We start from the raw sequence: 21929 nt of genomic DNA on the forward strand, positions 1-21929 counted from the left end.
CGGCCTCACGACACGCCGAAGCGGTGCGCCAACGCGTCGCGCTGCGCCCGGACGAACGCGGCGTCCACCACCGCTCCGTGACCCGGCACGTACAGCGCGTCCTCGCCGCCCAGCGCCAGCAGCCGGTCCAGCGCGGCCGGCCAGCGGGAGGCGACCGCGTCCGGACCGGCCTGCGGCTCGCCGGACTCCTCGACCAGATCGCCGCAGAGGACGACCGGGGGCGAGCCGGGCACCAGCACCGCCAGATCGTGCCCGCTGTGCGCGGGGCCCACCTCCGCCAGCACCACCCGGCGGCCGCCGCCCAGGTCGAGCGTCAGCTCCCCGCGCACCTCGTGCCGAGGGACCACCAGCGCCGCCACCGCCTCCGCCGCCTCCCGCTCCGGCACCCCGTGCGTGACCGCCGAGCGGCGCAGCTCCTCCGCCTCCGTCCGCAGCAGCTCCGCCAGTCCGGCCGCCCCGTACACCCGCGCCCCGGCGAAGGCGGCCGTGCCCAGTACATGGTCGAAATGCGGATGACTCAGTGCGACATGTGTCACCCTCCGGCCGGTCAGCCGGTCGATCTGGTCACGCAGTTCGGCGCCCTCCCGGAGCGTCGAGCCGGTGTCGCAGAGCAGCACCCCGTCCGCTCCCGCCACCAGCGCGGCCGTCGCGTCCCAGCCCGGCAGCCGCCGCCGGCCCATTCCGTCACCCAACCGCTCCCAGCCGAACTCTTCCCAAGCGACGTCCATACGGCGACGCTATCGGCAACGACCTGCGCGGTCTCGCGGTAGCGTGGCCGGTCGCCCTTGCTAGGGGCCCACCCCGTCGCCGTACACTGACCGGGGAGATTGCTGGCACTCGAATGGACAGAGTGCCAGGAGGAGTCCCGGGAACGACCCGAGATCGACCGAGGTAGACAGCTGGAGGTGTGCGCGATGCTCAGCGAACGCAGACTCGAAGTGCTGCGCGCCATCGTCCAGGACTATGTCGGCACCGAGGAGCCCGTCGGCTCCAAGGCGCTCACGGAACGGCACAAGCTGGGAGTCTCCCCGGCCACCGTCCGCAATGACATGGCGGTGCTGGAGGACGAGGGCTTCATCGCCCAGCCCCACACCAGTGCGGGACGCATCCCGACGGACAAGGGCTACCGGCTCTTCGTCGACCGGCTCGCGGGCGTCAAGCCCCTGTCGTCGCCGGAACGCCGGGCCATTCAGAATTTCCTCGACGGCGCGGTCGACCTCGACGATGTCGTGGGACGGACCGTACGGCTGCTCGCGCAGCTGACCCGGCAGGTCGCCGTCGTGCAGTACCCCTCGCTGACCCGCTCGACGGTGCGGCACGTGGAACTGCTGCTCCTGGCCCCCGCCCGGCTGATGCTCGTGCTGATCACGGACACCGGCCGGGTCGAACAGCGGCTGGTCGACTGCCAGACGCCGTTCGGTGAGACCTCTCTCGCCGATCTGCGGGCCCGGCTCAACAGCCGGGTGGTGGGACGCCGCTTCGCGGACGTCCCGCAGCTGGTGCAGGACCTGCCGGAATCCTTCGAGAGCGAGGACCGGGCGACCGTGTCCACCGTGCTCTCGATCCTGCTCGAAACCCTCGTCGAGGAGACGGAGGAGCGGCTGATGATCGGCGGCACCTCCAACCTCACCCGCTTCGGGCACGACTTCCCCGTGATGATCCGGCCGGTGCTGGAGGCATTGGAGGAGCAGGTCGTGCTGCTGAAGCTGCTCGGCGAGGCCAAGGACTCGGGCATGACCGTACGAATCGGGCATGAGAACGCCCACGAGGGACTCAACTCCACGTCCGTCGTCGCGGTCGGCTACGGTTCGGGCGACGAGGCAGTCGCCAAACTCGGCGTGGTCGGACCGACCCGCATGGACTACCCCGGAACGATGGGAGCGGTACGCGCAGTGGCACGTTACGTCGGACAGATCCTGGCGGAGTCGTAAGTGGCCACGGACTACTACGCCGTACTCGGCGTGCGCCGCGACGCTTCGCAGGACGAGATCAAGAAGGCCTTCCGGCGGCTCGCACGCGAGCTGCACCCGGATGTGAACCCCGATCCGAAGACCCAGGAGCGGTTCAAGGAGATCAACGCCGCGTACGAGGTCCTCTCGGACGCGCAGAAGAAGCAGGTCTACGACCTCGGCGGCGACCCGCTGTCCGCCTCGGGCGGAGGTGGCGCGGGCGGATTCGGACAGGGCGGCTTCGGCAACTTCTCCGACATCATGGACGCGTTCTTCGGCACGGCGTCGCAGCGCGGGCCCCGTTCGCGTACCCGGCGCGGCCAGGACGCCATGATCCGGCTGGAGATCGACCTCGCGGAGGCGGCCTTCGGTACGACCAAGGACATCCAGGTCGACACGGCCGTCGTCTGCACGACGTGCAGCGGAGAGGGTGCCGCACCCGGCACCTCGGCCCAGACCTGTGACATGTGCCGCGGTCGCGGCGAGGTCTCCCAGGTCACCCGGTCGTTCCTCGGCCAGGTCATGACCTCGCGGCCCTGCCCGCAGTGCCAGGGCTTCGGCACGGTCGTGCCGACCCCCTGCCCGGAGTGCGCGGGCGACGGCCGCATCCGCTCGCGGCGCACCCTCACCGTGAAGATCCCCGCGGGTGTCGACAACGGCACCCGCATCCAGCTCGCGGGCGAGGGCGAGGTCGGCCCCGGCGGCGGCCCCGCCGGTGATCTCTACGTCGAGATCCACGAGCTGCCGCACGCGGTCTTCCAGCGGCGCGGCGACGATCTGCACTGCACGGTCACCATCCCCATGACGGCGGCGGCCATCGGCACCAAGGTGCCGCTGGAGACGCTCGACGGCCTGGAGGAGGTCGACATCAGGCCGGGCACCCAGTCCGGCCAGTCCGTCCCGCTGCACGGGCGCGGCATCACCCACCTGCGGGGCGGCGGTCGCGGCGACCTGATCGTGCACGTCGAGGTGATGACCCCGACGAAGATGGACCCCGAGCAGGAACGCCTCCTGCGGGAGCTGGCGAAACTGCGCGGCGAGGAGCGGCCCACCGGCCAGTTCCAGCCCGGCCAGCAGGGCCTGTTCTCCCGTCTGAAGGACGCCTTCAACGGGCGCTGATCCCACGCGTCACCACCGTACGGGCCCGGTTTTCCGGGCCCGTACGGCATTGCGGACATATCGCGGTCACGGGGTGCGCATCACGGGACAGGACGGGCATGACACGATGCCGTCATGCCATCCGCGTTGACCGATCTCTGCCGGTATCCGATCGTGCAGGCCCCGATGGCGGGCGGAGTCTCCTGCCCGCAGCTCGTCGGAGCCGTGGCCGAGGCCGGCGGGCTCGGCTTCCTGGCCGCCGGGTACAAGACCGCGGACGGCATGTACAACGACGTCAAACAGGTCCGCGGGCTCACCGGCCAGCCCTTCGGCGTCAACCTCTTCATGCCGCAGCCCAACCTCGGCGACCCGAGCGCCGTCGAGGTCTACCGGCACCAGCTCGCGGGCGAGGCCACCTGGTACGAGACCCCGCTCGGCGAGACCGAGTCCGACGGGGACGACGGCTACGAGGCCAAGCTCGCCATCCTGCTGGAGGACCCGGTCCCGGTCGTCTCCTTCACCTTCGGCTGCCCGACCCGCGACACCCTCGACGCGTTCGCCGCCGCGGGCACGTACACCGTCGTGACGGTCACCACGCCGGAGGAGGCCCAGGCCGCACAGTGGGCCGGTGCCGACGCGGTCTGCGCCCAGGGCATCGAGGCGGGCGGCCACCAGTCCACCCACCGCGACGACCCGCAGGCCGACGGGATCGGCACCGGGCTGCTCAGCCTGGTGGCCCAGGTCCGCGAGACCGTGCAGATCCCGGTGATCGCCGCCGGCGGGCTGATGCGCGGCTCCCAGATCGCCGCGGTCCTCGCGGCCGGGGCCGATGCCGCACAGCTCGGCACCGCCTTCCTGATCTGCCCGGAGTCCGGCGCCCACCTGCTGCACAAGCAGGCCCTGACCAACCCGCTGTTCGTCCGCACCACCCTGACCCGGGCCTTCTCCGGGCGCCCGGCCCGCGGCCTGGTCAACCGCTTCGTCCGCGAGCACGGGCCGTACGCCCCCGCCGCCTACCCGCAGATCCACCAGCTGACCGCACCGCTGCGCAAGGCGGCGGCCAAGGCCGGGGACGCGCAGGGCATGGCGCTGTGGGCGGGCCAGGGGCACCGGATGGCACGCGAGCTGACGGCCGGCCGGCTCGTCGCCCTGCTCGTCGAGGAACTGGACGCCGCACGGGCGGCAGTGAGCACAAGGAGCACGCAGTGACGGCACCCGTCTTCGTCGTCGAGGAGATGCCCACGGGGCCCGGGTTCGTCCTGGACGGCCCGGAGGGACGGCACGCCGTCTCGGTCCGCCGCCTGCACGCCGGGGAGGAGGTCGTCCTGACGGACGGCCGGGGCCGCTGGGCGCAGGGCGTGGTGTCCGCCGCCGAGGGCAAGGACCGGCTGGTGCTCGACGGCCTGGAACCGGTCCACGAGGAACCCCGCCCCAGCCCCCGCATCACCGTCGTCCAGGCCCTGCCCAAGGGCGACCGGGGCGAGCTGGCCGTCGAGACGATGACGGAGACCGGCGTCGACGCGATCGTCCCCTGGCAGGCCGGGCGCTGCATCACCCAGTGGAGGGGCGACCGGGGCCTCAAGGCGCTGGCGAAGTGGCGCGGCACCGCCCGCGAGGCCGGCAAGCAGTCGCGCCGGGTGCGGTTCCCCGAGGTGGCGGACGCGATGACGACCAAGCAGGTCGCCGCGTTTCTGGCCACCGCGGACTTCGCGGCCGTACTGCACGAGGACCGCGGCTATCCGGGCGAGCCGCTGGCCACCGTGGAGCTGCCGGAAGCGGGCGAGATCGTGCTGGTCGTCGGGCCGGAGGGCGGCGTCTCGCCCGAGGAGCTGACCGCGTTCGCCGCCGCCGGGGCCCGGACCTGCCGGCTCGGGCCGACCGTACTGCGTACGTCCACGGCCGGCACGGCGGCGACGGCCCTGCTGCTCGGCCGCACCGGCCGCTGGTCCTGAATCGGGCCGTTTCCCCGAACCTTGGCCGGTTCTGGCCGCAAGCGGTCTACCGCACCGTCAGGAGCGGTGGGAAGCTGCCCGTATGGGGACATCAAGGGCATGGCGCATTCGAAGGATCCGACGCTTTCCGGCCGTGATCTGCCTCACCGGCACGGTCGTCGCCGGACTCTCGGCCTGTGACCCGGTCGACGGCCTGAACTCCGCGTCCATCGCGGTGACGACCGATCAGACCGCCACCCGCGCGCTGGAGCACGAAGGGGTGCACGTGCAGTGGCTGAGCTGCACGGCACGCACCGGCGGGGGCGCGGGCACCGGCTCCCGGACGGGTTCGTCCACCCCCGCCACCAGCCGGATCGCGGACGTGGACTGCAACGGCCGCACCAAGGAGGGCAAGGACATCAGCCTCGACGGCAAGGTCGACCGGGAGGTCGAAGGCCGGTGCGTCAGCGGTGACATGACCGCGAAGGCGGACGGGAAGACCGTCTTCCGGGCCACGATGCTCGGCAACTGCGACGCCGCGCCCTCCTCGTCCGCGCCGCCCCGGCCCCCGGCGGGCGGCAGCGCGGGCGGCAGCGGGGGAGGCGCCCGGCCGACCGTGACGGTCACGGTGACGGTGACCGAATCGCCGCAGGGCAAGTGAGCGGCGGGGCACCGACGGAGTCGTACTCCGGCCAACTCCGTTTCCCCGGCCGCGACCTCGGCCTAGGGTGATCGCTGTGACGCAGCCTTCCTACCTCCGGTATCCCCATGTCCAGGGCGACCTGATCGCCTTCACCGCAGAGGACGACGTCTGGCTCGCGCCGCTCGACGGCGGCCGAGCCTGGCGTGTCAGCGCGGACAACCGACCCGTGGCCCAGCCGCGGATATCGCCCGACGGCACTCTCGTCGCCTGGACGTCCACCCGGGACGGGGCGCCCGAGGTGCACCTGGCCCCCGTCGACGGCGGCCCGTCCAAGCGGCTGACCTACTGGGGCGACGCGCAGACAGCCGTCCACGGCTGGACACCGGAGGGCGAGGTGCTGGTCCTCAGCACCCAGGGCCAGGTCTCGCTGCGCCGCACCTGGGCCCGCGCCGTACCGGTCGACGGCGGGCCCGCCCGGACCCTGCCGTACGGGCCGGTCGGCTCCCTCGCGTACGGGCCCGGCGGACGGATCCTGCTGCTTTCGGCCACCATGGGGCGCGAGGCCGCCAAGTGGAAGCGCTACCGGGGCGGCACGGCCGGAAAGCTCTGGATCGCGGCCGAGGGGGACCCGGCGGAGTTCGTCCGGGTCAACGAGGAGCTCGACGGCAACATCGAGTGCCCGATGTGGGTGGGCGGGCGCATCGCCTTCCTCTCCGACCACGAAGGCGTCGGCGCCCTCTACTCCTCCCTGCCCGACGGCACCGAGCTGCGCCGGCACACCGGCGTCGAGGGCTTCTACGCCCGGCACGCCGGCACCGACGGCACCCGGGTCGCCTACGCGTCCGCCGGTGAACTGTGGCTCCTGGACAGCCTGGAGAGCGACGGCCCCCGCCGCCTCGGCATCCGGCTGGGCGGCCAGCGCGCCGACCTCCAGCCGCACCCCGTGCACGCCGGCAGCCACCTGAGCGCCGCGTCCCCCGACCGCACGGGGCGGGGCAGTGCGGTCGGGTCCCGCGGAGCCGTCCACTGGGTCACCCACCGCGAGGGCCCGGCCCGCGCGCTCGCCGTCGAACCCGGCGTACGGGCCAGGCTGCCCCGCACCTTCCAGGCCGACGGGGACCAGCACGTCGTCTGGGTCACCGACGCCGAGGGCGACGACGCGCTGGAGTGCGCACCCGCCACCGGCACCTCGCCCGACGCCGTACCGCGCCGCCTCGCCGCGGGCCGGATCGGCCGGGTCCTCGACCTGGCGCCCGCCCCCGACGGCAGCCGGTTCGCCGTCGCCGCCCACGACGGCCGGGTGCTGATCGTCGAGCGGGAGAGCGGCGAGGTCCACGAGGTCGACCGCAGCGAGCACGGCGACGTCTCCGGGCTCGTCTTCTCGCCCGACTCCTCCTGGCTCGCCTGGTCGCACCCCGGCCCCGAGCCGCTCAGTCAGCTCAAGCTCGCCCAGCTGGCGGAGCTGACGGTCGCGGAGGCGACCCCGCTGCGGTTCCGGGACTTCGCACCCGCCTTCACCGCCGACGGAAAGCACCTGGCCTTCCTCTCCGAGCGGGCCTTCGACCCGGTCTACGACTCACACGTCTTCGACCTGGCCTTCATCGGCGGCTGCCGGCCGCACCTGCTGACGCTCGCCGCGACCACCCCCTCCCCGTTCGGGCCGCAGCTGCACGGCCGCCCGACCGAGCGGGAGAAGAGCGGCGAGGGCGACGACAACCCCACCGCGCTCCCGGTCACCCGCATCGACCTGGACGGCCTCGCGGACCGGATCGTCGCCCTGCCCGTGGAGGCGGCCAGCTACTCCTCGCTGCGGGCCGCCAAGGACGGACTCCTCTGGCTGCGCCACCCGGTCGTCGGGGTGCTCGGCACGAGCGCGGCCACGCCCGACGCCCGCCGCCCAGAGACCGTGCTGGAGCGGTACGACCTGGAGAAGCTGCGCTGCGAGGAACTCGCCTCCGACGTCGCCCGGTTCGCGGTCAGCGGCGACGGCAGGCGGCTGGTGCTGCACAGCCGGGGCACGCTGCGCGTTGTACCGTCCGACAGCCGGGTGGCGGCCGGCTCCGACGACGACGACGCCGACGGCAGCGTCACCGTCGACCTCTCCCGGATCCGCCGCACCCTGGACCCGGCCGCCGAATGGCGGCAGATGTTCGACGAGGCCGGGCGCATCATGCGGGACAACTTCTGGCGCCCCGACATGGGAGGCGTCGACTGGACCGGAGTCCTGGACCGCTACCGGCCGGTGCTGGAGCGCGTCGCCACCCACGACGACCTCATCGACCTGCTGTGGGAGGTACAGGGCGAACTCGGCACCTCCCACGCCTATGTGCACCCGGCCGGCGGCTGGCACGACGACTCGGCCCGCCAGGGCCTGCTCGGCGCCGACATCTCCCGCGCCGAGGACGGGAACTGGCGCATCGACCGGATCCTGCCGTCGGAGACCTCCGACCCGGCCGCCCGCGCACCGCTCGCCGCACCGGGCGTCGCCGTCCGCCCCGGAGACGCGATCCTCGCGGTCGACGGCCACCCCGTGGACCGGATCACCGGCCCCGGACCGCTGCTCACCGGCTCGGCCGGGCACCCGGTCGAGCTGACCGTCTCCCCGGCCGACGGCGGCGACCCGCGCCATGTCGTCGTCGTACCGATCGCGGACGAGGAACCGCTGCGCTACCACGCGTGGGTCGCCGACCGGCGCCGTTACGTCCACGAGCACTCCGGCGGGCGCCTCGGCTACGTCCACGTCCCCGACATGGCCGGACCCGGCTGGGCCCAGATCCACCGCGACCTGCGCACAGAGGTCGCCCGCGAAGGGCTGGTGGTGGACGTCCGGGAGAACCGGGGCGGCCACATCTCGCAGCTGATCGTGGAGAAGCTGGGCCGCCGCATCGTCGGCTGGGACCTGCCCCGTGGCAGGCAGCCCCACAGCTACCCGGGCGACGCGCCGCGCGGGCCGGTCGTCGCGGTGGCGGACGAGTTCTCCGGTTCCGACGGCGACATCGTGAACGCGGCGATCAAACTGATGGGCATCGGCCCGGTGGTCGGCACCCGCACCTGGGGCGGCGTGGTGGGCATCGACAGCCGGTACCGGCTGGTGGACGGCACGCTGGTCACCCAGCCCAAGTACGCCTTCTGGATGGAGGGGTACGGCTGGGGCGTCGAGAACCACGGGGTCGATCCGGACGTCGAGGTCGTCATGACGCCGCAGGACCGGGCGGCGGGACGGGACCCGCAGCTGGACGAGGCGATCCGGATCGCGCTGGAGTCGCTGGCCTCCACCCCGGCGAAGACGGCGCCGCCGCTGCCGTAACGACATGTGGGGGTGGGGCGGCTCCCGGACCGCCCCGCGCCTGCGGTCCGGGTACGCCCGCTAGGCTGCTCCGTAACGGATCACCCGAGACCCAAGGAGCCCCCCCCCATGGCAGGAGAACCGCAGCCCGACTGCCTGTTCTGCAAGATCGTCTCGGGTGAGATCCCGGCCACCATCATCCGGGAGACCGACACCACCGTCGCCTTCCGCGACATCAACCCCCAGGCCCCCACCCACGTACTCGTCATCCCGCGCCTCCACCACCCCGACGCCGCCTCCCTGGCCGCCGCCGAACCGCAGGTCCTCGCGGACGTGGTGCGCGAGGCCGGGCAGGTCGCCGCCGACGAGAAGATCGCGGACACCGGCTACCGGGTCGTGTTCAACACCGGAGCGGGCGCCGGGCAGACCGTCTTCCACGCGCACGCCCACGTCCTGGGCGGCCGCGGCCTCCAGTGGCCCCCTGGCTAGAACGGACCACCGCACACCGTGTCCGCACGTGAACTCGTCGTCCTGGGTACCGCCAGCCAGGTCCCGACCCGGCACCGCAACCACAACGGCTACCTGCTGCGCTGGGACGGCGAGGGGCTCCTCTTCGACCCGGGCGAGGGCACCCAGCGCCAGATGCTGCGGGCCGGTGTCGCCGCGCACGACATCAACCGGATCTGCGTCACGCACTTCCACGGCGACCACTCGCTCGGCCTGGCCGGGGTGATCCAGCGGATCAACCTCGACCAGGTCCCGCACCCCGTCGCCGCGCACTACCCGGCGAGCGGACAGCACTTCTTCGACCGGCTGCGGTACGCGACCGCCTACCGCGAGTCGGTCGAGCTGGACCAGGCCCCGGTCGCCGCCGACGGACCGCTGGCCACCACGGACGCGTACACGCTCAGCGCCCACAAGCTGTCCCACCCCGTCGAGTCGTACGGCTACCGCCTCGTCGAACCCGACCGGCGCCGCATGCTGCCCGCCCGGCTCGCGGAACACTCCATCGCCGGACCCGACATCGGCCGGATCCAGCGCGAGGGCGCCCTCGGCGGGGTCACCCTCGACGACGTCTCCGAGCACAGGCGCGGACAGCGGTTCGCGTTCATCATGGACACCAGGCTCTGCGACGGCGTGTACGCGCTCGCCGAGGGATGCGACATGCTGGTCATCGAGTCGACCTTCCTCGACGAGGACGAACGGCTGGCCACCGACCACGGCCACCTCACCGCCGGACAGGCGGCCCGGGTGGCGCGGGAAGCGGGCGTACGGCACCTCGTGCTCACCCACTTCTCGCAGCGCTACCCGGACCAGGAGGCGTTCGAGGCACAGGCCCGCGCCACCGGATTCGACGGCGAACTCACCGTCGCCCGGGACCTGATCACCGTCCCGGTCCCCACGCGTCACCAGTAACAACACCAGTAACACCTGCGTTAGCGAGAAACCGTGCACCTCCCCAAAGCAGAACTCCACCTCCACATCGAAGGAACCCTCGAACCCGAGCTGGCCTTCGCGCTCGCCGCCCGCAACGGCGTACGACTGCCCTACGCGGACACCGAGGAGCTGCGCACCGCCTACCTCTTCGACGACCTGCAGAGCTTCCTCGACCTGTACTACGCGCTGATGGCGGTGTTGCGGACCGAGGACGACTTCACCGAGCTCGCCGACGCCTACCTCGCCCGCGCCGCGGCGCAGGGCGTGCGGCACGCGGAGATCTTCTTCGACCCGCAGGCGCACACCGCCAGGGGCGTCCCGATCGGCACGGTCGTCGAAGGACTCGGCCGGGCGCTGGAGCACAGCGAGGAGAAGCACGGTGTCTCCACCCAGCTGATCATGTGCTTCCTGCGCGACCGCTCCGCCGAATCCGCGCTGGAGACCCTGGAGGCCGCGAAGCCCCATCTGCACCGCATCAGCGCGATCGGCCTGGACTCCGCGGAGGTCGGCCACCCGCCCGCCAAGTTCCGCGAGGTGTACGCCGCCGCGGACGCGCTCGGGCTGCGCAAGGTCGCGCACGCGGGCGAGGAGGGGCCGCCGGAGTACATCCGGGAGGCGCTCGACGTCCTCGGAGTGGAGCGCATCGATCACGGGCTGCGCTGCATGGAGGACCCGGAGCTGGTGGAGCGGCTGGTCGCAGAGCGGGTGCCGCTCACCCTCTGCCCGCTGTCCAACGTACGGCTGCGGGCCATCGACACCCTGGAGGAGCACCCGCTGCGGGCCATGATGGACGCCGGGCTGCTCTGCACGGTGAACTCCGACGACCCCGCCTACTTCGGCGGGTACGTCGGAGACACCTTCCACGCCGTCCACGAGGCGCTCGGCCTGGAGCGCGAACAGCTGCGCACCCTGGCCCGCAACTCCTTCGAGGCGGCCTTCCTCGACCACGACGAGGAGCGCAGGGCGCGCTACCTGTCCGAGGTCGAGGCGTACGCGTTCGACTGACCGTCCCCGGCCGGGCCGGCCGTCCGGAACGCACTCCTGACCAGGCGCCTGCGGCGCAGCTCGGGCAGGCTGAGCTCCGTGACGGCCTGCTCGGGCGCGCCGAGCCTGGGCACGGCACCGGGCACCGCACCGGTGGTGACGGCGAGCAGGGCCGCCGGAGCACCGCCCCTGCGGCGCACCGAACCCGGCACCAGCGGACGGCCACCGGTGTGCAGGGCGACCGCCGTCACCGGGACCGCGACCAGCAGGGTCACGGCGCCCAGGACCAGCCCCATCACCGGATAGCCGGACGCCTCGGACAGCACGCTGCCCAGCAGCGGCCCGCAGGCCACGCCCACCGAGGAGGCGGAGCCCGCGAGGACCGCCCAGCGGCCTCGTACGTCCAGTGACGCGGCCAGACCGATCAGGTAGGACAGGACCACCGGGTAGAAGGTGTTCCACACGATCTCGCCGGTCGCGAACGAGCGGAGGCCGCTCGCGGAGGAGCTCAGCACGATCATCGCCGCGATGATCACGGTGCCCAGCCCGATCGGGACCGCGCGTCCGAGCCGCGCGCCCAGCAGCCCGGCGCCCATCACGCCGAGCAGCCCGGCGCCGAGCGCGGCGGCGAAGACCGCTCCTATGGAGACCTCGGAGAGCCCGACCTGCACTATCCCGATGCGGCTGCTGACGCCCCACAGCGCGTTCTGCGCCATCGACCAGATCAGCATGCCGCCCGCCAGCACCAGTCCTGAGCGGCGGTGCGGCAGCCGGCCCGCGGCGGGGACGGCGGGACCCGCGGGCACCGCACCGCCCAGCCGGGACGTGGCGGGCCAGACGAGGAGCGCGACCAGGGCGATCGAGGCGAACGGCAGCCGGTGGCCGCCGCCCAGGTGAGGGATCGTCAGGTAGAGGATCCCGGCGGTCGCGGAGACGCTGAGCAGCCCCAGGGACGAGGTCCGGTGCGGATCGCGCTGGGCGGCGATGCCCGCCGCGGCGACCGCGGTCGCCGCGCCGGAGCCGAAGCCGCCGACGACCACGCCCACGACCACCAGCGGTACGGAACCGGCCAGCGCCGCGCAGCCGTAGCCGAGCGCGGCCAGCGTCAGTCCGATCCGCGCGGGTCTGCGCGGCCCGTACGTCTCGACCCGGCCCGCCAGGCAGAACCCGGCACAGGCCGAACTCAGCAGCAGGGCGCTGCCGACGAGACCACCCTGGGCCGGGCTGAGGCCCAGATAGACGGAGAGCCTCCCCACGATGGTGGGGAGCAGATATGAGGCGAGGTAGCCGGCGGTGAACACGGCGACCAGCGGCCACGCGGCGCGAGGGCGCGAGGACATGGGCGTTCCTGAAGACATGCCAGAAGAGGCGGGAGAAGACAGAGGGGGGGTAAGGCGAAAACGCAGAAAATGAAGGAAATGCGAAGAAGTCGACGCACTCGTCGGAAAACGCCTCCAACGGTGCTCGCGGGCCAATTTGTATCAAGCGCCCCCGCCCGACCGAAAGTCGCCTCGCTGTGATCTAAGCCACTTATGTGTTTGTCACGTTGATATGCGGGTAGCAACGCATGTTTATGCAGGTCAGGCTCCGTGTGAACGGACTCGGCGTGGACCCCCCGAACGGCGGAGTGAATCGGGCACACTGGCCGGAACTGCCACGACCGGGGAGTGCAAGGTGAGCACTGGGATGCCAGGAATCGACCCACTGGACGGGCTGCGCGCGCCGCAGGACCCGGACTGCGACGTCTTCCTCACCGGCACGGTCTTCCTCGACATCATCTTCACCGGCCTGGACAGCGCCCCCGTGCGCGGCACCGAGTCCTGGGCGCGCGGCATGGGCTCCAGCCCCGGCGGGGTCGCCAACATGGCCACCGCCCTCGCCCGGCTCGGCCTGCACACCTCCCTGGCCGCGGCCTTCGGTGACGACCACTACGGCGAGTACTGCTGGGACGCCCTGGAGCAGGGCGAGGGCATCGACCTCTCGATGTCGCACACCGTGCGCGGCTGGCACTCCCCGGTGACCGTCTCCATGGCGTACGAGGGCGAGCGGACGATGGTCTCGCACGGCCACGAGGCCCCGCCGCCGGCCGAACCCGGCCCGGCCGCCGCCGCCTTCCCCCAGTGCCCGCCAAGGGCCCGCGCCGCCATCGCCTCGCTCGTCCCGGGCCGCAGCGAGCCGTGGGTGGCCTCGGCCGCCCGCAGCGGCGCCATGGTCTTCGCGGACGTCGGCTGGGACGAGACGGGCCGCTGGGACCTGGCGGGGCTGACCGACCTGGCGCACTGCCGGGCGTTCCTCCCCAACGCGCAGGAGGCCATGCGCTACACCCGTACCGACTGCCCCCGCGCCGCCGCGCACGCGCTCGCCGAGCACGTACCGCTCGCCGTCGTCACCCTCGGTGCCGAGGGCGCCTACGCGGTCGACTCGTCCACCGGGACCGCCGCCGAGGTCCCCGCTATCGCGGTCGAGGCGCTCGACCCCACCGGCGCGGGCGATGTCTTCGTCGCCGGGTTCGTCACCGGCACCCTGGCCAACTGGCCGCTCGCGGACCGGCTCGCCTTAGCCGGACTCACCGCCGCCCTCTCCGTCCAGGAGTTCGGCGGCTCGCTCTCGGCCCCCGGCTGGGCGGAGATCGCCGCCTGGTGGCAGCAGGTCCGCACCTGCGCGGACCAGGACCCGGCGGCGCTCCGGCGGTACGCGTTCCTCCAGGACCTGCTCCCGGCCGCGGCCCGGCACTGGCCGCTGCGCAGGGCCGTCCCGACGATCGGCTTCCGGCCATGACCGGGCGGGCCGCCTGCCACCCGGGAAAACCTCTCGGTGTTGTCGTGACGGAGTCGTAGGCTTGGTACTCCAGAGGTTGTCGAGCAGCGAGAACCCTGCAACGGGAGGTATGCGCAGGCCCGAGGGCCGGCCCATGACTCAGACACCAACACAGCCGCAGGCGCGTGCCCACATCAGGATCCCGGCCGCACACCCCATGGTGATGCTCCTCGGATCGGGCGACTCGCTGCTGCGCGTGATCGAAGCGGCGTTCCCGGCAGCCGATATCCACGTCCGGGGCAATGAGATAAGCGCGACGGGGAACGCGGCGGAAATCGCCCTGATCCAGCGCCTGTTCGACGAGATGGTGCTGGTGCTCCGCACCGGTCAGCCGATGACGGAGGACGCTGTGGAACGTTCGATCGCGATGCTCAGGGCCAGCGACAACGGCCAGGCGGACGGCGCGGAGACCCCGGCCGAGGTGCTCACCCAGAACATCCTCTCCAGCCGCGGCCGCACGATCCGCCCGAAGACCCTCAACCAGAAGCGGTACGTCGACGCGATCGACAAGCACACGATCGTGTTCGGCATCGGCCCCGCCGGTACCGGCAAGACCTACCTCGCCATGGCCAAGGCGGTCCAGGCCCTGCAGTCCAAGCAGGTCAGCCGGATCATCCTGACCCGGCCCGCGGTCGAGGCGGGGGAGCGGCTCGGCTTCCTGCCCGGCACGCTCTTCGACAAGATCGACCCGTACCTGCGCCCGCTCTACGACGCGCTGCACGACATGCTCGACCCCGACTCGATCCCGCGGCTGATGGCCGCCGGGACGATCGAGGTCGCGCCGCTGGCGTACATGCGCGGCAGGACCCTGAACGACGCCTTCATCATCCTGGACGAGGCGCAGAACACCAGCGCCGAGCAGATGAAGATGTTCCTCACCCGGCTCGGCTTCGACTCGAAGATCGTCGTCACCGGCGACGTCACCCAGGTCGACCTGCCGAACGGGACCAAGAGCGGTCTGCGTCAGGTGCAGGACATCCTGGAGGGCATCGACGACGTGCACTTCTCCCGGCTCACGTCCCAGGATGTCGTCCGGCACAAGCTCGTCGGCCGTATCGTCGACGCGTACGAGAAGTACGACAGCCAAGGCGAGCAGCACGGCCCGGCCGGCAAGGGCCAGGGCCGTCACAACGGGAAGCAGTAGCAGCGCACCATGTCGATCGACGTCAACAACGAGTCCGGAACCGAGGTCGACGAGCAGGCGATCCTCGACATCGCCCGCTACGCACTGGCCCGGATGCGGATCCACCCGCTCTCCGAGCTCTCGGTGATCGTGGTGGACACCGACGCCATGGAACAGCTCCACATCCAGTGGATGGACCTGACGGGTCCGACCGATGTCATGTCCTTCCCGATGGACGAGCTGCGTCCGCCGGCCAAGGACGAGGAGGAGCCCCCGCAGGGGCTCCTCGGTGACATCGTGCTCTGCCCGGAGGTCGCCAAGAAGCAGGGCGAGGACGCCGAGACGCAGCACTCCATGGACGAGGAGCTCCAGCTCCTCACCGTCCACGGGGTGCTGCACCTGCTCGGTTACGACCACGAGGAGCCGGACGAGAAGGCCGAGATGTTCGGCCTCCAGGCGGCGATCGTGGACGGCTGGCGCGGTGAGCACGGTATGACCGGCCCGTCGCCCGCCCCCACCGTCTCGTGAGCCTGCCACTCGTCCTCGGCGTCGTCCTGCTGGTCGTCGTCGGCTGGCTCGCGGCGTGTGCCGAGGCCGGTATCGCGCGCACGTCCAGCTTCCGGGCGGCCGAGGCGGTCCGCTCGGGCCGGCGCGGCAGCGACAAGCTGGAACAGGTCGCGGCCGACCCCACCCGCTATCTCAACGTCGCCCTGCTGGTGCGGGTCGCCTGCGAGATGGCCGCCGGGGTACTGGTCACCTACGCCAGTCTCAAGGAACTCCCGGAGACCTGGGAGGCGCTGGCCGTCGCCATGGGGGTGATGGTCCTCGTCTCCTACGTGGCCATCGGGGTCTCGCCGCGCACCATCGGCCGCCAGCACCCGCTGAACACCGCCACGGCGGCCGCGTACGTACTGCTGCCGCTGGCCAGGATCATGGGCCCGATCCCGCAGCTGCTGATCCTCCTGGGCAACGCCCTGACGCCGGGCAAGGGGTTCCGCAAGGGCCCGTTCGCCAGCGAGGCGGAACTGCGGGCCATGGTCGACCTCGCGGAGCAGGAGTCGCTGATCGAGGACGAGGAGCGCCGCATGGTGCACTCCGTCTTCGAGCTCGGTGACACGCTCGTGCGCGAGGTGATGGTGCCGCGCACCGATCTGGTCTGCATCGAGCGCTACAAGACGATCCGGCAGGCGCTCACCCTCGCGCTGCGCTCCGGTTTCTCGCGGATCCCGGTCACCGGGGAGAACGAGGACGACATCGTCGGGATCGTCTACCTCAAGGACCTGGTCCGCAAGACGCACATCAACCGGGAGTCGGAGGCCGATCTCGTCTCCACCGCGATGCGCCCCGCAGCGTTCGTGCCCGACACGAAGAACGCCGGGGACCTGCTGCGCGAGATGCAGCAGGACCGCAGCCACGTCGCCGTCGTGATCGACGAGTACGGCGGCACGGCGGGCATCGTCACCATCGAGGACATCCTGGAGGAGATCGTCGGCGAGATCACCGACGAGTACGACCGCGAACTCCCGCCGGTCCAGGAGCTGGAGAACGGCTGCTACCGGGTCACCGCACGTCTCGACATCGGGGACCTCGGTGAGCTGTTCGGCCTCGACGAGTACGACGACGAGGACGTGGAGACGGTCGGCGGGCTGCTCGCGAAGGCGCTCGGCCGGGTCCCGATCGCCGGTGCGTCCTCAGAGGTCGAACTGCCCGACGGGCGACGGCTGCGGCTGACCGCGGAGTCCCCGGCGGGCCGCCGGAACAAGATCGTCACGGTGCTGGTGGAGCCGCTGGCCCCGCCGGAGGAGGAGGCGGCCGCATGACTCCCCAGGAGCTGAGGGCGTTCTGCCTGGAGTTCAACGCGAGCACCGAGGAGTTCCCGTTCGGCCCGGAGGCGTCCGTCTTCAAGGTGCTCGGCAAGATGTTCGCGCTGAGCGCGCTGGACGGGCGGCCGCTGACGGTGAACCTCAAGTGCGACCCCGACGACGCGGTGCGGCTCCGGGAGGAGTACGAGGCCGTGGCGCCGGGGTGGCACATGAACAAGCGGCACTGGAACACCGTGACGGTGTCGGGGCTGCCGGCGGCGAAGCTGCGTGAGCTGATCGAGGACAGCTACGACCTGGTGGTGGCGGGGCTGCCCCGGGCGGAGCGGTTGCGGCTGGACCGGGGGTAGGCGGGTGGTTTCGGGGGCTCCGCCCCCGGGCCCCCGCTCCTCAATCGCCGGAGGGGCTTGGATGTGCCGCGGCGGGGCTTGAGACAGTTCTCAGGCCCGTCGCCACCGCTCCCGCCCCGATGATCAGCAGGCCCGCAGCCACCGCCACCGCCGTCCGGACCCCGTCGAGCAGTGAGCTGTCGGCCGTCGCGATCACGCCGAGCAGCGGGATGCCGATGGTGAGGCCCACCTGCTGGGTGGTGGTGACGAGGCCCGTCGCCAGGCCCTGTTCCTCGTTGGGCACACCCGAGGTGACGGTCAGCCCGTACGCGATGATCGCGCCCAGGTGGCAGACGCTGGCCAGCGAGACCGCGGCGGTCGCCAGCCAGACGCCCGAGTCCGCGCCGAGGCCCAGCAGCGCCGCGATGAACAGTCCCTGGCCGAGCAGCGAGAAGGACAGGGTCCGCCGGGCGCCGATCCGGCCGATCACCTTCGGGGCGTACACCCCGGCCGCCACGGAGGCGAGGCCCTGCACCCCGAAGACCAGCCCGGTACCGAACGCGGAGAGGTCCAGCACCTCCTGGAGGTACAGGGTCAGGACGAAGACGACGGTGCTCATCATCGAGAAGGTGAGCAGCCCGCCCAGGTTGCCGAACGCCACCGTGCGGCGGCGCAGCATCGGCAGCGAGACCAGCGGGGCCGCCGCACGCGATTCGACGACCGCGAAAGCGACGAGCAGCGCGACCCCGAGGACGAGGGCGATCTGTACGTCCCCGCGCCCGAAGCCGTGCTCGGCCGCCGTGGAGAGCGCGTAGATCAGGGCGAGGAGCCCGCCGGTGACCGTCGCCGCACCGGGGATGTCGAGCCGCGGCCGGTCCGGTGTGCGGGACTCCGTGAGCAGTGCGGGGGCCGTCGCGAGCACCGCCACCGCGGCCACCGTCAGCAGCCCCATCGTGGAGCGCCAGCCCAGCGTGTCGGTCAGCGTGCCGCCGGCCACCATGCCGACGGTGAAGCCGAGGGAGAGCAGCGTGCCGCTGATGCCGAGCGCGCGGTCGCGCAGCGGACCCTCCGGGAAGGTGGTGGTGAGCAGGGACATGCCCGTAGGCACGATCACCGCGGCGCCGAGCCCCTGGAGCGCCCGCCCGGTGAGGAACGCGGCCGGGTTCCAGGCGAGGGTGGCCAGCAGTGACGCGGCCCCGAAGACGGCGAGGCCGGTGAGGAACATCCGGCGGCGGCCGTAGAGGTCCGCGATCCGGCCGAAGAGGAGCAGGAATCCGCCGGACGGCAGCGCGAACGCCGTGATCGCCCACTGCAGACCGGACCGGCTGAGGCCGAGGTCGTCACCGAGGACGGGCAGCGCCACGTTCAGTACGGAGAAGTCGAGCGACACCATGAACTGGGCGGCGCACAGGACGAGGAGCACCAGCCGGGCCCGGCCGGAGAGCCGGTCCGGGGCAGGGGGCGCGGGAGGGGTGAGAGCTTCTTGAGCCGGAGGATGGATCGCCATGCCCATGAGCCTGCGGCCGCCGGAATATCCGTGGGGAGCGGGAACTTATCCTGTTGGCCGCACCACCAGGCAGGCGCGGGCCCGGACACCAGGGGGAGTACGTGGGCACACCGGCCCGGATCACGGCGGACGCGGGCAAGGCGCACCGTCTCGGCGAGCTGCGGGAATTCCTGATGAGCAGGCGGGCGCGGGTCAGCCCGTCGGAGGCCGGTCTCCCCGACGGGGGCGCCCGGCGCCGTACCCCGGGGCTGCGCCGCGAGGAGGTCGCCGTCCTCGCCGGGGTGGGCGTCTCCTGGTACCAGTGGCTGGAGCAGGGCCGCGACATCACCGTGTCGCCGCAGGTGCTGGACGCGGTGGCCCGGGTGCTGCGGCTCAGCAGCGCAGAGCGTCGCCACCTCTACGTGCTCGCCGGGCTCAATCCGCCCGCCGCCGAGGTCGATCCGGCCCACGCGGACATGTGTGACGGCCTGCAGCGGCTGCTGGACCGCTGGATGCCGTTCCCGGCCCACATCATGGACGCGTACTGGAACGTCATCCTGTACAACGACGCGGCCGCGACGGTGATGGGGATGGGGCCGGGCCGGACACAGAACTGCGTGATCGACTTCTTCACGGACCCGGTCCACCGCGCCCGGCGCAAGGACTGGCAGGAGATCGCCGCCCAGGTCGTCGCCCAGTTCCGGGCCGCCTGCTCGGAATGCCCCGACGACGAGGGCTTCCGGGCGATCGTGGCCGAGGCGAAGGAGCGCAGCCCCGAGTTCGCCGAGCTCTGGGAGCGGCGGGACATCGCGCCGGGCGGCCAGATGCGCAAGGAGCTGAACCACCCGGTGGTGGGCACCCTGGTCGTGGAGGCCACCCAGCTGCGCATCCCGGCCCGCCCGGACCTGGTGATCGTGCTGCACAACCCGTGGCCGGGCACCGGCACGGAGGAGAAGTTCCGGCTGCTGGCCTCGCCCGAGGGCCGCCGGGGCATGATGCGCCAGGTCCGGTGATGAGCCGGGCCGGGCGCCCGGATGCCGCACGGGTCCGCACGGTTCGTATGCTCGGCACATGAGCGATAGCACCGACCTCGGCGCCGAGGACCGCAAGATCGTCACGCTGGCGCGCAGCGCCCGCGCCCGCAACGGCGTGCCGGAGGGCGCGGCCGTACGGGACGAGACCGGACGTACGTATGTGGCGGGCACGGTGGAGCTGGAGTCGCTGCGCCTGAGCGCGCTGCGGACGGCCGTCGCCATGGCCGTGGCGAGCGGCGCCACCTCGCTGGAGGCGGCCGCGGTCGTCTCGGAGGCCGAGACACCTTCGGAGGAGGACCGGGCCGCCGTACGGGACCTGGGAGGGGCGGACACCCCGGTGCTGCTCGCCGGGCCGGACGGGGTGCTGCGGATCACCGTGACGGCGGGCTGACCTTCGCGGGACCGGCACATCGTGTGCGAACGCCCGGCGCCCCATCGGTGCCGGGCGTTCGCACACGATGTGCGGGAAGCATGGATCTTGACAGTATCTGATGGTCCATCAGTCAGCGCATTTCGCTTCCATTGACTTCTTTTCGGCCGGAGTCATCAATGGCCCCCTGCCGGCGCGGAAGAGCCGCCGCGCCGCACATTCCGCAGGAGGGGGCTCCATGAGTCCAGCCATTCGAAGATCCGACAGCCCGGGAACGCGGCGTCGAAGCCGCCGCTGGGCCGCCGCGCTGGGGGTGGGCGCGCTCGTCGTCACCGGGGGAGGACTGCTCGCCGGACCCGCTCAGGCCATGGCGGCGGCGTCCGTGGCGGTGGACTTCCCGACCCACTGCATCCCGCCCGCGATCGCCGGGATCCCGCCGATCGACGGGACGACCTCCGCACAGATCAGCGTCGACAACGCGGCCCCGAAGGTCGGCGACACGGTCACGGTGACGTACACCGTCGTCAAACCGGCGGCGAGCAACCCGGTCGATCTGGCGCTGCCCGCCGACATCATGACGCCGACCGGCAAGGTCACCGTCGCCGGGGCGCAGTCCGCCGACATCACGGTGGAGGGGCCGAAGAAGAACGATCCGGTGCCCGGCAAGGGCGAATTCCCGTCGTTCTCCATGACCGGCACGTTCACGGTCACCGCCCCCGGTGAGATCACCCTCTCGCCCGGCGACTACAACATCCACACCAGCTACATCATGGAGCTGGACACCCCCTGCACGGTCACGGATCCGCCCGCGCCCGTCTCCCAGACGATCATCGCGACGGACGGCGGCGGCCAGGTCAACGAGCGCGCCATCCAGCTCGGTACGGCCTCCGGCGCGGCCGGTGACCAGGTCAGCGTGGTCGGTTCGAAGTTCACCGCGGGAGCCTCCGTCACCCTCGCCGGCCGGGCCGGAAACGCCCAGACCGGTGACACCGCGACGGCCACCGCGGACGGTTCGGGCGGCTTCACCGGGCAGCTCACCGTCAACGACCCGGCGACCACCGGAATCGTCGCCTACGAGGGCGCCGCCTGGGACGCCGCCAAGGGTGCGGGCCCCCAGGCCTACACCGTCACCGGCGGCGGCGGGGAGACACCGGACGGCAGCCAGAAGCTGACCTCGACCGTCAAGGCGGGCACGCTCTCCATGTCGCAGGCCGGGGACTCCGTCGAACTGTCCGCGGTCGACTTCGGCAAGGGCGGCGCATCCACCGGCGCCCTGCGGACCGTGACGGTCAAGGACTTCCGCGGCGGCCCCGCGGGCTGGTCGCTGACCGGCAAGGTCACCGACTTCAAGAGTCCGGCCGGTGCCACGATCGGCGCCTCCGCGCTCGGCTGGAGCCCGGCCTGCGCGACGAAGGCCGGCAGCCCGAGCACCTGCGCGGCGGGTTCGAAGGGTTCGGTCGGCAGCGCGGGAGCCACCCTGGCCTCCACGCCGAACGGCGCCTTCACCGGAGGCGAGTTCACCGTCGACGCCGGACTCTCGCTGGACGTTCCGGCGTACGCCGCCGCCGGTAGCTACTCCGGAGTGCTCACCCTCACCCTGACGTGAGCCGGGAGCGCTGATC

20 protein-coding genes are annotated in these 21929 nt (G+C 72.2%); 17 read left to right on the plus strand and 3 right to left on the minus strand.

Features of this window, described 5'->3' with window-relative positions:
* Positions 1-5: 5 nt before the first annotated feature.
* Positions 6-728 (minus strand): MBL fold metallo-hydrolase, encoded by a 723-nt coding sequence (locus ACFVQ0_RS29835; protein WP_390092295.1) that lies wholly within the window; start codon positions 726-728, stop codon positions 6-8.
* Positions 729-914: 186 nt separating this feature from the next.
* On the opposite strand from ACFVQ0_RS29835, the gene hrcA reads away from it, so the two are divergent.
* The 9 genes from hrcA to ACFVQ0_RS29880 all read left to right on the plus strand — a co-directional run bounded on the left by hrcA (position 915) and on the right by ACFVQ0_RS29880 (position 11349).
* Positions 915-1931 carry a heat-inducible transcriptional repressor HrcA gene (hrcA, locus tag ACFVQ0_RS29840; RefSeq protein WP_073735980.1) on the plus strand — a complete coding sequence of 339 codons (1017 nt, stop codon included), beginning with the start codon at positions 915-917 and terminating at the stop codon, positions 1929-1931.
* A complete protein-coding gene (gene dnaJ, locus ACFVQ0_RS29845) occupies positions 1932-3068 on the plus strand; it encodes a molecular chaperone DnaJ (protein WP_311305754.1) in 1137 nt (378 codons plus the stop codon).
* A 114-nt stretch (positions 3069-3182) separates the two neighbouring features.
* The gene (locus ACFVQ0_RS29850) at positions 3183-4256 is read left to right on the plus strand and encodes a nitronate monooxygenase (protein ID WP_390092296.1); all 1074 of its coding nucleotides are present in this window, start codon (positions 3183-3185) and stop codon (positions 4254-4256) included.
* A complete protein-coding gene (locus ACFVQ0_RS29855) occupies positions 4253-4999 on the plus strand; it encodes a 16S rRNA (uracil(1498)-N(3))-methyltransferase (RefSeq protein ID WP_390092297.1) in 747 nt (248 codons plus the stop codon). The genes ACFVQ0_RS29850 and ACFVQ0_RS29855 overlap by 4 nt, the downstream gene beginning before the upstream one ends.
* Before the next feature lie 133 nt (positions 5000-5132).
* Positions 5133-5639, plus strand: a complete 507-nt coding sequence (locus ACFVQ0_RS29860) for a hypothetical protein (RefSeq protein ID WP_390092298.1) — start codon at positions 5133-5135, stop codon at positions 5637-5639.
* A 76-nt stretch (positions 5640-5715) separates the two neighbouring features.
* A complete protein-coding gene (locus ACFVQ0_RS29865) occupies positions 5716-8928 on the plus strand; it encodes a S41 family peptidase (RefSeq protein WP_390092299.1) in 3213 nt (1070 codons plus the stop codon).
* A 108-nt stretch (positions 8929-9036) separates the two neighbouring features.
* Positions 9037-9396, plus strand: a complete 360-nt coding sequence (locus ACFVQ0_RS29870; protein WP_390092300.1) for a histidine triad nucleotide-binding protein — start codon at positions 9037-9039, stop codon at positions 9394-9396.
* A gap of 18 nt (positions 9397-9414) precedes the next feature.
* Positions 9415-10323 (plus strand): ribonuclease Z, encoded by a 909-nt coding sequence (locus ACFVQ0_RS29875; protein ID WP_390092301.1) that lies wholly within the window; start codon positions 9415-9417, stop codon positions 10321-10323.
* Positions 10324-10356: 33 nt separating this feature from the next.
* Complete coding sequence (locus tag ACFVQ0_RS29880) at positions 10357-11349, plus strand: adenosine deaminase (protein ID WP_390092302.1); 993 nt, start codon at positions 10357-10359, stop codon at positions 11347-11349.
* Here ACFVQ0_RS29880 and ACFVQ0_RS29885 read toward each other — a convergent pair.
* Positions 11313-12668 carry an MFS transporter gene (locus tag ACFVQ0_RS29885; RefSeq protein WP_390092303.1) on the minus strand — a complete coding sequence of 452 codons (1356 nt, stop codon included), beginning with the start codon at positions 12666-12668 and terminating at the stop codon, positions 11313-11315. The two genes, ACFVQ0_RS29880 and ACFVQ0_RS29885, sit on opposite strands and share 37 nt — an antisense overlap.
* A gap of 334 nt (positions 12669-13002) precedes the next feature.
* On the opposite strand from ACFVQ0_RS29885, the gene ACFVQ0_RS29890 reads away from it, so the two are divergent.
* The 5 genes from ACFVQ0_RS29890 to ACFVQ0_RS29910 all read left to right on the plus strand — a co-directional run bounded on the left by ACFVQ0_RS29890 (position 13003) and on the right by ACFVQ0_RS29910 (position 17438).
* Positions 13003-14106: a PfkB family carbohydrate kinase gene (locus ACFVQ0_RS29890; RefSeq protein ID WP_390092304.1), complete on the plus strand. Its 1104-nt coding sequence runs from the start codon at positions 13003-13005 to the stop codon at positions 14104-14106.
* A gap of 133 nt (positions 14107-14239) precedes the next feature.
* Positions 14240-15289 carry a PhoH family protein gene (locus ACFVQ0_RS29895; protein ID WP_390092305.1) on the plus strand — a complete coding sequence of 350 codons (1050 nt, stop codon included), beginning with the start codon at positions 14240-14242 and terminating at the stop codon, positions 15287-15289.
* A 9-nt stretch (positions 15290-15298) separates the two neighbouring features.
* Entirely contained in the window at positions 15299-15796 is a 498-nt protein-coding gene (gene ybeY, locus ACFVQ0_RS29900; protein ID WP_390092306.1) for an rRNA maturation RNase YbeY, read from the plus strand.
* Positions 15793-17088, plus strand: coding sequence for a hemolysin family protein (locus tag ACFVQ0_RS29905; protein ID WP_390092307.1), 1296 nt, complete (start codon positions 15793-15795; stop codon positions 17086-17088). The genes ybeY and ACFVQ0_RS29905 overlap by 4 nt, the downstream gene beginning before the upstream one ends.
* Complete coding sequence (locus tag ACFVQ0_RS29910) at positions 17085-17438, plus strand: MmcQ/YjbR family DNA-binding protein (protein ID WP_389209084.1); 354 nt, start codon at positions 17085-17087, stop codon at positions 17436-17438. Before ACFVQ0_RS29905 ends, ACFVQ0_RS29910 begins: the two co-directional genes overlap by 4 nt.
* 40 nt (positions 17439-17478) lie before the next feature.
* On the opposite strand, the gene ACFVQ0_RS29915 is transcribed toward ACFVQ0_RS29910, so the two are convergent.
* A complete protein-coding gene (locus ACFVQ0_RS29915; RefSeq protein WP_390092308.1) occupies positions 17479-18924 on the minus strand; it encodes an MFS transporter in 1446 nt (481 codons plus the stop codon).
* Between the two features lie 101 nt (positions 18925-19025).
* On the opposite strand from ACFVQ0_RS29915, the gene ACFVQ0_RS29920 reads away from it, so the two are divergent.
* From ACFVQ0_RS29920 to ACFVQ0_RS29930, 3 genes are all read left to right on the plus strand, one after another.
* On the plus strand, positions 19026-19916 hold the full coding sequence (locus tag ACFVQ0_RS29920) for a helix-turn-helix transcriptional regulator (protein ID WP_390092309.1): 891 nt from the start codon (positions 19026-19028) through the stop codon (positions 19914-19916).
* Positions 19917-19974: 58 nt separating this feature from the next.
* Positions 19975-20328: a cytidine deaminase gene (locus tag ACFVQ0_RS29925; protein ID WP_390092310.1), complete on the plus strand. Its 354-nt coding sequence runs from the start codon at positions 19975-19977 to the stop codon at positions 20326-20328.
* Positions 20329-20545: 217 nt separating this feature from the next.
* A complete protein-coding gene (locus ACFVQ0_RS29930; protein ID WP_390092311.1) occupies positions 20546-21913 on the plus strand; it encodes a beta-xylosidase in 1368 nt (455 codons plus the stop codon).
* The last annotated feature ends 16 nt before the right edge of the window (positions 21914-21929 follow it).

The sequence above is a fragment of the Streptomyces sp. NPDC057900 genome, from assembly GCF_042887885.1.
GTDB lineage: Bacteria > Actinomycetota > Actinomycetes > Streptomycetales > Streptomycetaceae > Streptomyces.